15 protein-coding genes are annotated in these 14,508 nt (G+C 36.7%); 14 read left to right on the top strand and 1 reads right to left on the bottom strand.

Going from position 1 to position 14,508, the window contains the following annotated elements:
- Nucleotides 1–284: 284 nt before the first annotated feature.
- The 8 genes from AB1279_RS10565 (at nucleotide 285) to AB1279_RS10600 (ending at nucleotide 7,796) form a co-directional block, all read left to right on the top strand.
- Nucleotides 285–779 (top strand): N-acetyltransferase family protein, encoded by a 495-nt coding sequence (locus tag AB1279_RS10565; RefSeq protein WP_429761345.1) that lies wholly within the window; start codon nucleotides 285–287, stop codon nucleotides 777–779.
- 287 nt (nucleotides 780–1,066) lie between these two features.
- Nucleotides 1,067–1,639: a MarR family winged helix-turn-helix transcriptional regulator gene (locus AB1279_RS10570; RefSeq protein WP_336481014.1), complete on the top strand. Its 573-nt coding sequence runs from the start codon at nucleotides 1,067–1,069 to the stop codon at nucleotides 1,637–1,639.
- Nucleotides 1,632–1,928 (top strand): hypothetical protein, encoded by a 297-nt coding sequence (locus AB1279_RS10575; RefSeq protein WP_429758689.1) that lies wholly within the window; start codon nucleotides 1,632–1,634, stop codon nucleotides 1,926–1,928. Before AB1279_RS10570 ends, AB1279_RS10575 begins: the two co-directional genes overlap by 8 nt.
- A gap of 255 nt (nucleotides 1,929–2,183) precedes the next feature.
- Nucleotides 2,184–3,632 carry a M36 family metallopeptidase gene (locus AB1279_RS10580; protein ID WP_429761346.1) on the top strand — a complete coding sequence of 483 codons (1,449 nt, stop codon included), beginning with the start codon at nucleotides 2,184–2,186 and terminating at the stop codon, nucleotides 3,630–3,632.
- A gap of 364 nt (nucleotides 3,633–3,996) precedes the next feature.
- On the top strand, nucleotides 3,997–5,193 hold the full coding sequence (locus AB1279_RS10585) for a multidrug effflux MFS transporter (RefSeq protein WP_429761347.1): 1,197 nt from the start codon (nucleotides 3,997–3,999) through the stop codon (nucleotides 5,191–5,193).
- A gap of 196 nt (nucleotides 5,194–5,389) precedes the next feature.
- Nucleotides 5,390–6,091 carry an MgtC/SapB family protein gene (locus AB1279_RS10590; protein WP_429758690.1) on the top strand — a complete coding sequence of 234 codons (702 nt, stop codon included), beginning with the start codon at nucleotides 5,390–5,392 and terminating at the stop codon, nucleotides 6,089–6,091.
- Nucleotides 6,092–6,294: 203 nt separating this feature from the next.
- Nucleotides 6,295–7,554, top strand: a complete 1,260-nt coding sequence (gene ilvA, locus AB1279_RS10595; protein WP_429758691.1) for a threonine ammonia-lyase IlvA — start codon at nucleotides 6,295–6,297, stop codon at nucleotides 7,552–7,554.
- 14 nt (nucleotides 7,555–7,568) lie between these two features.
- A complete protein-coding gene (locus tag AB1279_RS10600) occupies nucleotides 7,569–7,796 on the top strand; it encodes a hypothetical protein (protein WP_336481010.1) in 228 nt (75 codons plus the stop codon).
- A 35-nt stretch (nucleotides 7,797–7,831) separates the two neighbouring features.
- Here AB1279_RS10600 and AB1279_RS10605 read toward each other — a convergent pair whose 3' ends face one another.
- Nucleotides 7,832–9,157 carry an ArsB/NhaD family transporter gene (locus AB1279_RS10605; protein ID WP_429758692.1) on the bottom strand — a complete coding sequence of 442 codons (1,326 nt, stop codon included), beginning with the start codon at nucleotides 9,155–9,157 and terminating at the stop codon, nucleotides 7,832–7,834.
- 265 nt (nucleotides 9,158–9,422) lie between these two features.
- Between AB1279_RS10605 and AB1279_RS10610 the strand changes: the two genes are divergently transcribed.
- The 6 genes from AB1279_RS10610 to AB1279_RS10635 all read left to right on the top strand — a co-directional run bounded on the left by AB1279_RS10610 (nucleotide 9,423) and on the right by AB1279_RS10635 (nucleotide 14,508).
- Complete coding sequence (locus AB1279_RS10610) at nucleotides 9,423–9,773, top strand: YojF family protein (RefSeq protein ID WP_429758693.1); 351 nt, start codon at nucleotides 9,423–9,425, stop codon at nucleotides 9,771–9,773.
- Nucleotides 9,774–9,785: 12 nt separating this feature from the next.
- Nucleotides 9,786–10,451, top strand: a complete 666-nt coding sequence (gene bshB2 / locus AB1279_RS10615; RefSeq protein ID WP_429758694.1) for a bacillithiol biosynthesis deacetylase BshB2 — start codon at nucleotides 9,786–9,788, stop codon at nucleotides 10,449–10,451.
- A gap of 139 nt (nucleotides 10,452–10,590) precedes the next feature.
- Nucleotides 10,591–10,851: a YuzF family protein gene (locus AB1279_RS10620; protein ID WP_429749098.1), complete on the top strand. Its 261-nt coding sequence runs from the start codon at nucleotides 10,591–10,593 to the stop codon at nucleotides 10,849–10,851.
- A 77-nt stretch (nucleotides 10,852–10,928) separates the two neighbouring features.
- Nucleotides 10,929–11,825 carry a manganese catalase family protein gene (locus AB1279_RS10625; protein WP_429758695.1) on the top strand — a complete coding sequence of 299 codons (897 nt, stop codon included), beginning with the start codon at nucleotides 10,929–10,931 and terminating at the stop codon, nucleotides 11,823–11,825.
- Nucleotides 11,826–12,251: 426 nt separating this feature from the next.
- Nucleotides 12,252–12,803, top strand: a complete 552-nt coding sequence (locus AB1279_RS10630; RefSeq protein ID WP_429758696.1) for an ECF-type riboflavin transporter substrate-binding protein — start codon at nucleotides 12,252–12,254, stop codon at nucleotides 12,801–12,803.
- A gap of 10 nt (nucleotides 12,804–12,813) precedes the next feature.
- Nucleotides 12,814–14,508: a DUF3744 domain-containing protein gene (locus AB1279_RS10635; RefSeq protein ID WP_429758697.1), complete on the top strand. Its 1,695-nt coding sequence runs from the start codon at nucleotides 12,814–12,816 to the stop codon at nucleotides 14,506–14,508.

The raw sequence follows: 14,508 nt of genomic DNA on the forward strand, positions 1-14,508 counted from the left end.
CCTCAGGATTGAGAGAGAAGCGAGGAAGATAAGTGGGAGCTAAACTGTCTGTAAAAGCCCGATTGGGATGAAGAAAACCCCCACTGAATAAAGTTTCACTTTATGTGTTAAAGAGCGGATTAGTTACAAAAAGAGGGATAATAAGGTATTTTGTCGAATGAGTTTTCGTAAAATAATGAATTAAAAAAAGATGGTGTAGTTGGCTGGTGGCTAAAAATATTTTTGGTTAAAACAAATGAGTTACGTTATATATGAAAAGGGGGAATGATGAATTGGTTCATCAGATGGAAATAGAAGAAGTAAAAAGAATTGACGAAGATATTGAGGGGCTTTCAGAGCTTTTGAGAGTAGTAGTAGATGACGGGGCATCAATAGGCTTTTTACCGCCAATGAAACAAGAAAAGGCGATAAAGTACTGGGAAACCGTGTTAAGTCCTGAAGTTATACTATTTATCGCAAGAATCAACAATGAAGTAGCAGGTAGCGTACAATTGCATTTAAGTACGAAGCAAAATGGAAGTCACCGAGCTGAAATTGGAAAGTTAATGACGCATCCTACATTCAGACGCAATGGAATTGGACGTGCCCTTATGCAAAAAGTAGAAGAAAGAGCAAATCAAGAAAATAGATCTTTGTTAGTATTAGATACAAGAGAAGGAGATCCTTCCAATAAACTATATGCATCATTAGGATTTATTGAAGCGGGGAAGATTCCATGCTATGCTGAATCAGCAAACGGAGAATTACATACAACGGTTTTTTATTATAAATGTATTTAGTAACTTTTTTCATTCGTTAAACTTTTGGTGCAATTTTTAACAAAACCTTTAAATGTAGTATAGTGTTTTGAGAAAAAAGAAAAATCTTTAAACAAAAGGAATCCCTACTTTCGAAATACATAGTGGGGCTTTTTTGCATTTTTACAGACTTAGGGAAATGAATAAAAAATCATTGTTAATTCTAGAAAAGTTAATACAAGCAGAAATGGTCACCATGTTGACATGTTTTGCGGGATATAGTATTTTATATTTGTAAACATGGTGACTAATATGAAGGGGAGCTAAATATGGATATTAACTTTTTAATGAAAGAACTACATTTTATGCAGCAAAGTTACGCGACTTTGTTTTCTGTTGTCAATAAGGTTCAAACGCGGGGGGACGAATATATGGAGATATTAACTGCCCGACAACATATGGCTCTAATTGCTATTGCACATTTGCCAATCGAAAGAACTACACTTATTAATATCGCTAAAAAGCTAGGTACAACAAAACAGACCACTAACAAGTTGATTACAAGCCTTGTGAAAAAAGGTTATGTTAAAACTGTGCCGAGTAAAATAGATAAACGCTCTATCAATATTGAGATTACTCCTGAAGGAAAAAAAGCTTTAATTGTTTGTTCGGAAAAGTCCACCTATTTTTTAGCGGATATGTTTCACGATTTCACGACTGACGAAATTGAAACATTTTGGAGATTATTACAAAAGCTCTATCGATTCGACGGCGAAGAACAAGATGGTTTTGAAGAAAATGCAAATTTCGAAGTTGATGAGCAGAAACAGTTGAACTCCTATCAGGAAAAAGTCTTGGCTGAGTTTTCAAAACGCCGATATGGGGGTGCGGATTGTGAATGAATCTTATATTAGTAATACGCTTCATCAGAAAGCAAAAGATATTAAGAATAAGATTAAAGAAAAAGTCTATTATGTTAAGAATACAGTCCAGCAATCTATTTCTCAGGCCAACCATAAATTTCATCGCAATAAGAAACGAAGCTGGATTGACAATTGTGTATCAATTGCCATTGCGCTACTCATCATAGCCGCTTCTTGGCTAACCGCAACATATTGGCTATTTTGGATAGGTGTAGTAAGCATTTTAAGTAATGCCTTATTGCTCATTATTAGCCTTATCAAAAAATGATCTAAGAAAGGAATACATACTATAAATACTAGTGTTTCAATTTATCATGAATAATAGATTTTGAAATATTCCCTGTATTATACAAAATTATTGAGAAAATCTTACTTTCATTAGGTTCGTAGAAATTGGAAAGGTAAAATATTATCTCCTATAGAATTATTCGTACGTTCGAAATAATTTTAAAATTGGAGAGTGATAGTTTTGTTGAAAAAAGTTGTCGCGGTTGCAACGGCAATTCCGTTGGTTTTTGGTATTATGTCCACTGCTTCTGCAGTAGAGGAAACACAAGTAAAGGTACAGGCAGTTTCGCCTCAAGTACAGGCAACCGAATATTTAAAAGCGAACGCTGCTCAGTATTCTTTAAAGGCAGATTTATCAGATTTGCAATATGTTTCTACGACAGATACACAGGTGGCATCTTATGTTAGATTTCAACAAACGGTAAATGGATCTCCTGTGTTTTCTAGACAAGTAACAGTCACACTCAACAAAGGAGGACAAGGTGTACTGGCAGTTTCAGATTACCTTCCTGTACAGGGTGTTAAGCAAATAAAGCAAAAGCTAAGTGAAAAGGAAGCAGAAGGTAAATCTACTCAGTATATTGAAGCTGATGATACAAATGTATGGGCTCCGACTACACGTGAGTTTGGGTATATAATCGAAGAAGGTGTGGCAATTCCGGTGTATCGGATTGTGATCCACTCTCATAAGCCGTTCGGTGCGTGGGAAACATTTATTGATGCAGAAAACGGAAAGCTGCTTAAGAAAAAAGACTTAAACCGAAAAGTAGATGGACAAGGAAAAGTGTTTCTGCCAAATCCTGTAGTGACGAGTGGTAGTTTGGCTGGATTAGCTGATAATAATGATGCAGATTCGGCTGCTTTGAATAATCAACTCAAAACAGTTACTTTAAAAGGCCTCAATGGATCGGGATATTTAATTGGAGATTATGTAACAATTGCGTCGAAAGTAAAAACATATTCCGCCTCTCTTCAATATAATTACACACGTTCAAATGATAGATTTGAAGATGTTATGACATATTATCACATTGATACTTTGCAGCGATATATACAACAACTGGGCTTTAATAATATTAACAACCGTTCTATTAAAGCAAATGTAAATACATCTACAGCTGATAACTCTTTTTATTCTCCTACGACTAAGGCACTGACATTCGGTTCCGGCGGAGTTGATGATGCGGAAGATGCAGGGGTTATTGCTCATGAATACGGTCATTCCATTCAAGATAATCAAGTTGCTGGATTTGGGAATTCTTCGGAAGGTGGAGCCATGGGAGAAGGTTTTGGAGATTTCTTGGGAGCTACTTATGAAGATGCTGTATCAAATACAGGTTACGGAAAAGCGTGTATCGGAGAATGGGATTCGACTTCATATTCAAATACGAACCCAACTTGTCTTCGCAGATTGGACAATAATAAAGTGTATCCGAAAGATATTGTAAATGAAGTTCATGCGGACGGCGAAATTTGGTCGCAAGGTGAGTATGACATGGCGCAAGCTTTTGGACGCGATATTGCGACAAAAATCATTTTGCAATCGCATTGGTCCCTTACTCCTAACGCTACATTCCGTGACGGAGCGAGAGCAATTAAACAAGCGGATGCTCTTCTTTACGGAGGGCAGCACGGCGCGGAAATTGATCGTATTTGGACGGCGCGAGGCATCAGTACGAATTAGAAATTGTCAGGAGTGTTTTGTCTAAGTAGGTAATATTGTTTTCAGTGAAGCAAAATATTTGTAATTAACATAGAGCACATTGTAAGAGAAGATAAGGCAAGGCAACAATGTATACTTGTCATAGTGATATGTATGAGCAGCCCCTGACAAATATAAAGGGAATTTGACTGAAATTCTAGAAGATAAAAGGATATCGACATTTGTGGATATCCTTTTTTATTTTGTTAATTGGAAAAATATCGGATAAATGTATTGACAAAAAACAAAGATGTAACTAATATAGTTACATCTTGTTTGTTATTCTATATTCTTATTTAGTAGAGCAAATAAAAAGGAGGTTATATGATTGCAAACAGAATTACAAATGAAAGTACAAGTCGCAAAAGATAAACGAATCATTTTAGCGATCATTCTTGGAAGTCTATCTGCGATTGGTCCACTTTCTATTGATATGTATCTTCCAGCTTTTCCAGCTTTAACAGACGATTTGCACGCAACAAGCGCACTTACGCAGTTAAGCTTAACGGCATGTTTGTTAGGAATTGCGTTAGGCCAATTGTGGGTTGGTGCATGGAGTGACCGTCAAGGGAGGAAAAAACCGATTGTAATTGGTCTTGTTATTTATGCGGTTGCATCCTTCTTATGTGCGTTGACACCGTCTGTATGGTTGCTCATTGTATTACGCTTTATTCAAGGTGCGGCCGGTTCAGCAGGAATTGTACTTTCTCGTGCTATTGTGAGGGATTTGTACACGGGATCTGAGCTCACAAAGTTCTTTTCTGCTTTAATGCTGGTAAACGGAGCGGCACCAATTTTTGCGCCTATTATGGGCGGACAAATTTTAAATTTTGCTTCTTGGCACTGGGTGTTTATTGTATTAGGTGTATTAAGTGGACTTATGTTATTAAGTGTTATTTTTATCTTGCCAGAAACGTTACATGCAGAGAAAAGAACAGCAGGCGGATGGGGAGAGAGTTTATCTCATTATAAACGATTATTACAAGATCGCGTATTTATGGGATACGCACTTTCTCAAGGGTTTATTACAGCAGCGATGTTTGCCTATATTTCAGGATCACCATTTGTTATTCAAAATATTTTTGGTGCTTCGCCGCAATTATATAGTTTGTTTTTTGCGATTAACGGGTTTGGTATTATTATTGCATCTCAAGTTACAGGGCGTTTGGCAGGGAAAATTAAAGAACGTACTTTATTGGTAGTCGGACTTCTTTTTGCATTGCTAGGAGGTATCACTCTTCTTCTTATTATTTTACTGGCACCTTCTTTAATAGGAGTGTTAATCTGCTTCTTTATTATTGTTTCTAGCGTAGGGATTGTTGGGACAACTGGATTTACGTTAGCGATGCAGAATCAGCAGAAAGCAGCAGGAAGTGCCGCAGCTTTATTAGGACTTTTACCTTTTATATCCGGCGCTGTAGTAGCACCTTTAGTTGGTATTCAAGGAGAACAGACAGCTGTACCGATGGGGATTACGATTGTTTGTTGTCATATCGGTGCGATGCTTAGCTTTATTCTTTTAACAAAACGAACAAATAATTAAAAATTTCATTTCGATATTATTATGTATCGTAATGTTATACGTTATAAAGCAGCACAGTTTCTGTGTTGCTTTTGTTTTAATGCTAAGAACATAGATAAATAGCAGTTAATTCCCTTCCCATGAGAACTAAGGTAAAATATAAGAAGGAGGATTTTATACAGAATCCTTCTTTATACATAGATAGAGGTGAAAAAAGATGATGCTGCAAGAGATGGCACTTCGTATATTTGTAGCTATATTGGCAGGAGCACTGATTGGAACAGAACGCCAGTGGCTTCATCGTATGGCAGGGCTAAGAACGAATGCTTTAGTTTCATTAGGAGCATGCTTGTTTGTTTTATTGTCAGTTATTGTGACAGGGGAATCTAGTCCAACACGGATTGCAGCTCAAGTTGTTAGTGGAATTGGTTTTTTAGGCGGGGGCGTCATTATTCGGGATGGCTTTAGTATTCGTGGTTTGAATACCGCTGCAACATTATGGTGTTCTGCAGCTGTTGGGACTCTTGTCGGAGCAGGTTTTTTAAAAGTAGCTATACTAGGAGCGTTTGGAGTTTTATTAGCTAATATTTTCCTTCGTCCAGTTGCGTTATTTATGAATAAAAAATCAACTGATCAAATGCCAGAGAAAATGAATTATGTGTTATCTGCAACGTGCTCTAATAAAGACGAAGTACATATTAGGTTGTTGCTAATGCAAATGCTAGATACAGAAGCAATAGAATTAAGAGAACTACATAGTGAAGAGATTGAAGAAGGTAAAAAAATCATGATTCGAGCAGTTTTACATTGTGATGCTAAGAAAACAGCTGTAATTGAAAAAGTGGTGAATGGTCTTAGTTTAGAAGTGGATGTTACAGCTGTTGGATGGAAATCCATTTCTGGGCAAGAGGTTGATTAATAGCTTTTTTATAAAATGAAAAAAATAAATTTGGTACATGTCAAAGGTCAAATATTTAAAATGGAAACGCAATCATGAAAGGATGAATCAACATAGGCACTGTGTTGATTCATTTTTTATTTAAACTTCATTTGAAATATTTAGATTATTCTGTATAATGTAAAACAAAACTTTTTAAATTCTACAGTGAGGCGGTCAAAGATATGAAGAATGTGAAAGAAATGATTAAAATTGAAGATATTCTCGTTGCGTATAATACGTTAAAAGATGTGATTCGAAATACATCTTTAGAGCGAGATCCTATTTTATCAGAGAAATATCAATGTAACGTATATTTAAAACGAGAGGACTTACAAGTTGTTCGTTCTTTTAAAATACGCGGTGCCTATAACTGTATTAGCAATTTACCGATGGAAGAGTTAAAAAAGGGAGTTGTATGTGCTAGTGCGGGTAATCATGCACAAGGTGTAGCTTATACATGTCATAAATTACAAATTCCAGCAAAAATTTTCATGCCAAATACAACACCAAGTCAAAAAGTATCACAAGTGCGCTTTTTTGGAGGGGATTACGTAGAGGTGATGCTGCAAGGGGATACGTTTGATAGCTCTTATGGAGAAGCTGTGAAATATTGTGAAGAGCAGGGATTAACGTTTATTCATCCGTTTGATGATCCAAATGTGATTGCAGGACAAGGGACGATTGGTGTAGAAATTCTACATGATACGGATTGTACGATTGATTACATGTTTATGGGAATTGGCGGAGGAGGCTTAGCAGCTGGAGTTGGAACATACATAAAAGGGATTAGTCCTTTAACGAAAATTGTTGGGGTTGAACCAGAAGGTGCTGCCTCTATGAAAGAGGCGTTTGCACAAGGAGAGGTTGTTACGCTGCCGCATATTGATTCGTTTGTAGATGGAACAGCAGTTAAACAAGTTGGTCATCTTACATATGAGATTTGTAAACGGATATTAGATGATATTGTTGCTGTACCAGAAGGGAAGGTATGTACGACATTGCTTGAACTTTATAATAAAAATGCGATTGTTGCAGAACCGTCTGGTGCCTTGCCGATTGCCGCGCTTGATTTCTATAAAGATGAAATTCGTGGAAAGACAGTTGTTTGTATTGTGAGCGGTGGTAATAACGATATTGGTCGGATGCAGGAAACGAAAGAGAGATCGTTAATTTATGAAGGACTAAAGCACTATTTTATTATTAATTTTCCGCAGCGTCCCCGTGCCTTGCGTGAGTTTTTAGATAACATTCTCGGGCCTCATGATGATATCACTCGTTTTGAGTATACGAAGAAGAACAATAAAGATAATGGTCCGGCTCTAGTTGGAATCGAACTACAACAAAAAGAAGATTATGAGCCTCTTATTAGACGAATGGAGGAACAGGGAGTACGTTATATGGAAATCAATCACAATCCAACATTATTCAATTTATTGATTTAAAAGGGGTATTGAAAATGAATTTAGAAAAAAAGAAGTCAGCTGAAGAAGAAATAGGTGAATTGAAAGAACTTGTGAAGGAATTGCATGGCTCCATTCATCAACTGCAAGCAGAAGTGCAGCAACTGCGGCATGAAAGACCAGTTGTACAAATGAAAAAGGGAATTGAATGGACACCAACAATGATTGGTCAAGTTGGAGGTATAATTATAGGGGCTCTTGCAGTTATAGGTATCTTTTGGTGAAAAAGAAAGGTTTGCAGCTCATGCTGCAAACCTTTCTACATTAAATAACGTAAATAAATATATGCATGTGATAGAAGCAATGCAACAATGGTTAGTGGTAACCCGATTTTTAAGAATTCCATGTAAGAGAAACCATATCCTTCACGTTTTGCAATTCCTGCTACAACGACATTGGCAGAGGCACCAATTAGCGTACCGTTTCCTCCTAAGCAAGCTCCAAGAGATAATGCCCACCATAGTACCTCAATTTGCGGAGAATCTGCAGAAAGTCCAAGGCCGCTTGCTAAGTTTTGAATAAGCGGAATCATTGTTGCTACAAACGGAATGTTATCAATTGTGGCAGAAGCTGCGCCAGATACCCATAAAATTAAGATGGATGCATAGCCAATATCTCCGTTTGTTACATCTAATACTTTCTTTGCAAGAGAGGAAATAAGCCCAATATCAACAAGTGCACCGACAAGAACGAATAAACCTGCAAAGAAGAAAATTGTTACCCATTCAATATGAGCAAATACATTTTCTATTTCGTGCTCTTTTACAGCGATTAGCATTAAAAGGACTGCACCAGTCATCGCAATTACGGCAGCATCAACATGAATAATAGAATGAAGAATGAATCCAAGTATTGTTAAACCTAAAATAGATAAGGACTTAACGAGTAAACTGCGATCACGAATGTAGTCTTTTTCATTTAAAGACATCAGTTTCTGAATTTGTTCGTCTGTTGTTTTTAATTTGTTGCGATACATAACATATAAAATAAGTAATGTAACGACAGCAATAATAGCAACAATCGGTGCTAAATTTAGTAAAAACGCATTAAAATCAAGATGCTTATTTGCAGATCCAATCATAATGTTTGGAGGATCTCCAATAAGTGTCGCTGTTCCGCCGATGTTAGAGAATAATACTTCTGAAATTAAATACGGAACAGGAGGTACCTTTAAAATACGTGTAATCGATAATGTAACAGGTACAACTAATAAAACAGTTGTTACATTATCTAAAAAGGCAGAACCAACTGCGGTTAAAAGGGATAGGAGCAGTAAAATTCGAATTGGTTTTCCGCCGGCTGCTTTTGCGGCTTTAATAGCCACATATTCAAAGACACCGGATTGACTTGTAATATGTACAAGAATCATCATCCCGATTAATAGAGTAATGGTTTCCCATTGAATATGTGTAGTAAAGGCAGTATGTAAATCTACAATTCCCATAATCACCATAATGGCAGCACCAAGCAAAGCAATGACAGCACGGTTAATTTTTTCTGAGATAATAAAGCCATATGTTACTAAAAATACAGCAATGGCAAAGTAATATTGCCAGTTTGCAACTTCATGTGCTGAATGTTCCAATGTGTTCACCTTCTTTATTAAGTATCTATACATGTTAGTGTATAAAATTGTCGAAATATATCCCTCTGCATAAATTTTATTGTAGCAAATTCGCATACAGAAAGAAATGGAGATACAGAATAGATCAAATATAGAATTTCACATACCGTATTAAATATAAAAAATAAAAAAGCAAAAAAGTAGGCAAAGTAACCATTGTCCTCTATTATAAGAGATAGCAATTTACATTGTTTTTTCGTAAACTGATTAAAAGAGGTGAAATCCGATGGAAATAATTACAGATACTTCTGTCGTGCAAAACGAAATTGAACGTTTTCTAAATAACGATGTATACCTTCATTTAGAAACGACGAACGGCGCATATGCTTCGCATGTAAATGAAAAAGCGATGACAGTTGGGGCATTTGTGCGTAATGCAGTAATTCGTTTTGAACGCGGTAAAATCACGGGAACGAATCCATACCGTATTGGTTTGAAAATGGAGCATGGCTGGGTATATGCAGAAGGTGTGACGCATTGGGAAAAAGATGAAAAAAATCGTCTGTTATTAGCAGGTCATGATGAAAAAGGGCGTCTAGCAGTTGCGCTGCAATTAAGTTTAACGCCATTTGCATAAGGAGTGGAGATTATGGAAAGACACGTACTTGTAGTATTTCCGCATCCAGATGATGAATCATTTGCAGCGGGAGGAACAATTCGTCAATATCGAAATAATGGAGTACCTGTTACGTATGCTTGCGGAACACTTGGGCAAATGGGACGTAATATGGGGAAAAATGTATTTGCAAATCGTGAAACGATTCCAAGTATTCGAAAGCAGGAATTAGAAGAAGCTTGTTTGGCAATGGGCATCGTAGACTTACGTTTACTTGGTTTCCATGATAAAACATTAGAATTTGAAGATGTTGACTTTGTAGCGGATAAAATTGAAGAAGTGATTCGTGATGTGAATCCTTCCCTAATCATTACATTTTACCCAGAGCACGGTGTACATCCAGATCATAATGCATTTGGACGCGCGGCTGTTCGTGCGGTAGAACGTATGCCAAAAGAAGAGCGTCCAGTTATTCATGCAGTGGCGATTACGAAAAATCGTGAAGAAGTATTAGGTAAGCCAGATGTAATTAACGATATAAGCGACGTATTAGAGCAAAAATTAGCGGCGCTTCGTGCACATCGTTCACAAACAGAAGCGATGTTAGAAGAAATGGAAGCAAAGCTAAAAAAACAAGACCCAGCGACATTAAAGTGGTTACAGAGTGAACAATTTTGGACGTATAAATGGGAATCGTAAGCTAGAAAAGTAAATTTTTCAGCTTATGAAACAAAAACGAGATGCCATAATTATGGCATCTCGTTTTTGTTAGATAGGCACATCTATCTAATCCCTTTCATACAATACAAGCGAATTGTAGAAAGAGGAGGTAATAATTATGGATGATTATTCATACGAAGATGTGCATGGAGATTTTCGAAATGGTTATGAGTTGAGCGGAGAAGTGGTTTCTAGTGTTGATCCGTATGTTGTGCAAACGTTACAAATGATTGTTGGAAAAAATGTTGTTGTGGATACAATGCGTGGTAGCGTACATGGCATATTAAGAGCTGTTAAACCAGATCATATTGTAATTGAAGAAAAGGAGACACCTTTCTTTATTCGGATGCAGCAAATTGTTTGGGTAATGCCGGAATGATCATGTGCATGAAACAACCTTAATCCCTCATACATCAGTAATGATGGCAATGATGAAGATAAGGGGGATTCATGCTGATGTTTAAACGAATTGATAAATTAATTATTCCACTCCCCGATCCGAAGTATGCTGATGCAAATGCAGCAGCTGCGGTGCAAGAATTGCTAGGTGGTCGCTTTGGTGAGATGTCCACACTAAATAACTATCTGTTTCAATCTTTTAACTTTCGCGGGAAGAAGAAATTAAAGCCATTTTATGATTTAATTGCCAATATAACAACGGAAGAATTTGCACATATTGAGTTGATTTCAATTGCAATTAACCTTTGTTTAACTGGAACAACGCATGCCGGAGATCCTGATATTGGATCAATGAAAGCTGCGAAAGATAAACGTAATATACAGCACTTTATTTCAACAGCACAAACAACTCTTGTTGGTGACTCGATGGGAAAAGCATGGACTGGAGATTATGTATTTAATAGTGGGAATTTAATACTAGACTTATTGCATAACTTTTTCCTAGAATGTGGAGCACGGACAAACAAAATGCGTGTTTATGAAATGACAGATCATCCAACAGCGAAAGAAGCAATTGGATATTTACTTGTCCGCGGCGGTGTTCATGTTTTGGCATACGCTAAAGCGTTAGAAGTAGCAACAGGTGTGGATGTGACAAAAATGCTCCCAATTCCAAACTTATCTAACAAAGCATTCGATGTGGCAAAACGCTTTGAAGATCAAGGTGCCCATTTAAGACTGTACCGTTTTAGTGATAATGATTACACAGATTTAAATAAAATTTGGAAAGGAAAACACCCGGAAGATGGGCAGCCGCTTCAAGTTGTTGATGGTCCCCCTCAAGGTGCGCCAATGCCAGACTTAGATGAATTACCAGAAGAATTTGCTCCAGGGATATCGCAGGAAGATTTCTTTGAAATTGCGAGAAGGTTGCAAAGGTCGGCTGGGTTGTAGGGGGGAGGATTTGGAAAGGGATAAAAATATCCGTTACTAGTAGAGGGTAAATTATTATGCTTTATTTTGAATGAAAAAGCCGATGTGAATTGGTTTTTTCATTTTTTTGTATTTGTTGATTTTTATCGAATTAAAAATATCTATAAAAATCATTTGAGAAGTGAAAATTAGGAATGTATCGGAAGACGGTGTATACGGGAAAGTGAGGTTCATCACATTTTAAGATTAAACATGTAACAAACTATAGACATACATGCTCATGCTTCATCAAACAAAAAAGGGGTTTAGAACGTCGGATTCAATATGTACAAAAGGTATATATAGTAAACATAATTTACGCTGCTGCATCATATAAATTTGATAGCGTCTATACAAATCATAGAAGTTATTCAAAGTAAGTTTATATAACGGGAGGGGGGGCAATAAATGAATAAAACACTCTCTACAAAACTAGTTGTTGCAATTGGAATTGGTTCAGCGATATACGGTGTATTAGGATTATGGGGATTTTCCATTGCGCCGAATACTTTTATTAAGCCAGCGCTTGCTTTATTAACGATTTTCGGTGCTATCTTTGGACCAATTACAGCTTTATTAATTGGACTAATTGGTCATACAATCACAGATGCCATTGCTGGCTGGGGCATTTGGTGGGGCTGGGTGTTAAGCTCAGGAATCATAGGTTTATTTATGGGGTTTGTCCAAAAGCGCGCTACATTTAGTGTGAAAAATGGGACGTACAGTAAAGGAGATATTATCTACCTTTCTAGTACAGGTGTAATTGGTATTCTTTTAGGGATTATATTTGCGGGTGCATTTGACATTTTCATTATGGGTGAACCGTTTGATAAAATTGCTATTCAAGTAGGCGGTGCGATTATCGCAGATGTTCTCGTATTTTTCATCCTCGGTTTACCAATTGTGTTAGGACTTGTGAAAGCGAATAAAAAGAATACGCAATTAAAGATTGAGAAGTAGGGATATACATATGAAACCTATTATTTCTTTTGAAGAATTCACATTTCAATATAAAAGCGTAGCTGAACCAACGATACAGGACATTACATTTCAGATTTATCCTGGCGAAAAAGTGTTAATCGCTGGTCGAAGTGGATCAGGAAAATCTACATTAGCTCATTGTATTAATGGGCTCATTCCTTTTTCTTATGAAGGGACAAGTACAGGAGAGCTTTCGGTGTGTGGTATAGACCCTAGGCATACGAGTATATTCGAGTTAAGTCAACGTGTTGGAACGATTCTGCAAGACCAAGATTCCCAATTTATCGGATTAACAGTTGAAGAAGACGTTGCGTTTGCAATGGAAAATGATTGTACAGGGCAAGAGGAAATAAAACAAATTGTGAAACGTTCACTTAAAGAAGTAGACATGATCAAGTTCCATTCACATAGCCCTCACGATTTATCAGGGGGACAAAAACAATCCGTTTCTCTAGCAGGCATACTAGCTACAAATGCTGAGATTTTGCTATTTGATGAACCTTTAGCGAATTTAGATTCTGTAAGCAGTCAAAAAGCAATCCAACTTATGAAGAAGATTCATAGACAAACGAATAAAACGATCATCATTATTGAGCATAGAATTGAAGAAATGCTCGATCTCGATTTAGATAAAATTATTCTTTTGGAAAATGGCCGTATTGTCGCAATTGAAGCACCGAGTGATCTATTACATACAAATGTTTTACAAAAAGCGGGGCTGAGGGAGCCTGTATATATAGAAGCATTAAAAACATTGAAATATCCATTCTCGAATGAAGAGATTTATCCAATAGAAAATATTAATTCTCATACATTACATGAAACGTTATCAAAATGGATGTTACAAAACCCAATGCATACAGCAATATCTAAAAAAGAATGTATATGTAAAATAGAAAATGTAACGTTTACATATCCAAATAGAAATTTTTCATTGAAGGATGTATCTATGTCTATATACAAAGGAGAAGTACTCGCTCTTTTAGGAAATAACGGTGCTGGAAAATCAACATTTTCTCATATCATGACGGGAATGAAAAAAAACCATCAAGGTAAGATTTTTATAGAAGGAACTAATATTTCAACATGGTCAATTCGAAAGCGGGGAGAGGTCATCGCTTATGTGATGCAAAATCCTAATCACATGATTACACAAGCAACTGTTTGGGAAGAAGCTGCATTTGCGGTAAAACTGAAGAATGCTTCAGAAGAAATGCAGAAAAAAGTAAAAAATGCATTACAAATTTGTGGTTTATATCCATTTCGAAATTGGCCGGTACAAGCATTAAGTTATGGACAAAAAAAGCGTTTAACGATAGCCTCGATTCTTGTTACAAATCCCAAACTTATTATTTTAGACGAACCAACTGCAGGGCAAGATTATTTTCATTACAAAGAGTTTATGATGTTTATACGAAAATTAGCAAAACGTGGAATGGCTTTTTTATTCATTACACATGACATGAATTTAGCGCTAGAATACGCAAATCGAGCGGTTGTACTGCATAACGGAGAAATCATTGCTGATGATGCAGTAACTACCGTGTTGGCAAACGAGCGTATTTTAAAGCAGGCAAACCTCCGTGAGAGCTCACTTACTAGCTTAGCGAAACATGGGAATATGCCAATTCCGCAGCTATTTGTTCAATCTTATATGGAAGCGAGGAGGAGGGATCATCCATGA

This window comes from Bacillus sp. S14(2024) (genome assembly GCF_050473785.1).
In the GTDB taxonomy this organism is placed as follows: Bacteria; Bacillota; Bacilli; order Bacillales; family Bacillaceae_G; genus Bacillus_A; species Bacillus_A yunxiaonensis.

Coding starts and splice junctions, on each gene's coding strand:
- AB1279_RS10600 (WP_336481010.1), top strand. CDS start 7,569: ATGAATTTAGAAAAAAAGAAGTCAGCTGAAGAAGAAATAGGTGAATTG.
- ilvA (WP_429758691.1), top strand. CDS start 6,295: ATGAAGAATGTGAAAGAAATGATTAAAATTGAAGATATTCTCGTTGCG.
- AB1279_RS10585 (WP_429761347.1), top strand. CDS start 3,997: ATGAAAGTACAAGTCGCAAAAGATAAACGAATCATTTTAGCGATCATT.
- AB1279_RS10635 (WP_429758697.1), top strand. CDS start 12,814: ATGAAACCTATTATTTCTTTTGAAGAATTCACATTTCAATATAAAAGC.
- AB1279_RS10580 (WP_429761346.1), top strand. CDS start 2,184: ATGTCCACTGCTTCTGCAGTAGAGGAAACACAAGTAAAGGTACAGGCA.
- bshB2 (WP_429758694.1), top strand. CDS start 9,786: ATGGAAAGACACGTACTTGTAGTATTTCCGCATCCAGATGATGAATCA.
- AB1279_RS10570 (WP_336481014.1), top strand. CDS start 1,067: ATGGATATTAACTTTTTAATGAAAGAACTACATTTTATGCAGCAAAGT.
- AB1279_RS10625 (WP_429758695.1), top strand. CDS start 10,929: ATGTTTAAACGAATTGATAAATTAATTATTCCACTCCCCGATCCGAAG.
- AB1279_RS10590 (WP_429758690.1), top strand. CDS start 5,390: ATGATGCTGCAAGAGATGGCACTTCGTATATTTGTAGCTATATTGGCA.
- AB1279_RS10565 (WP_429761345.1), top strand. CDS start 285: ATGGAAATAGAAGAAGTAAAAAGAATTGACGAAGATATTGAGGGGCTT.
- AB1279_RS10610 (WP_429758693.1), top strand. CDS start 9,423: ATGGAAATAATTACAGATACTTCTGTCGTGCAAAACGAAATTGAACGT.
- AB1279_RS10630 (WP_429758696.1), top strand. CDS start 12,252: ATGAATAAAACACTCTCTACAAAACTAGTTGTTGCAATTGGAATTGGT.
- AB1279_RS10620 (WP_429749098.1), top strand. CDS start 10,591: ATGGATGATTATTCATACGAAGATGTGCATGGAGATTTTCGAAATGGT.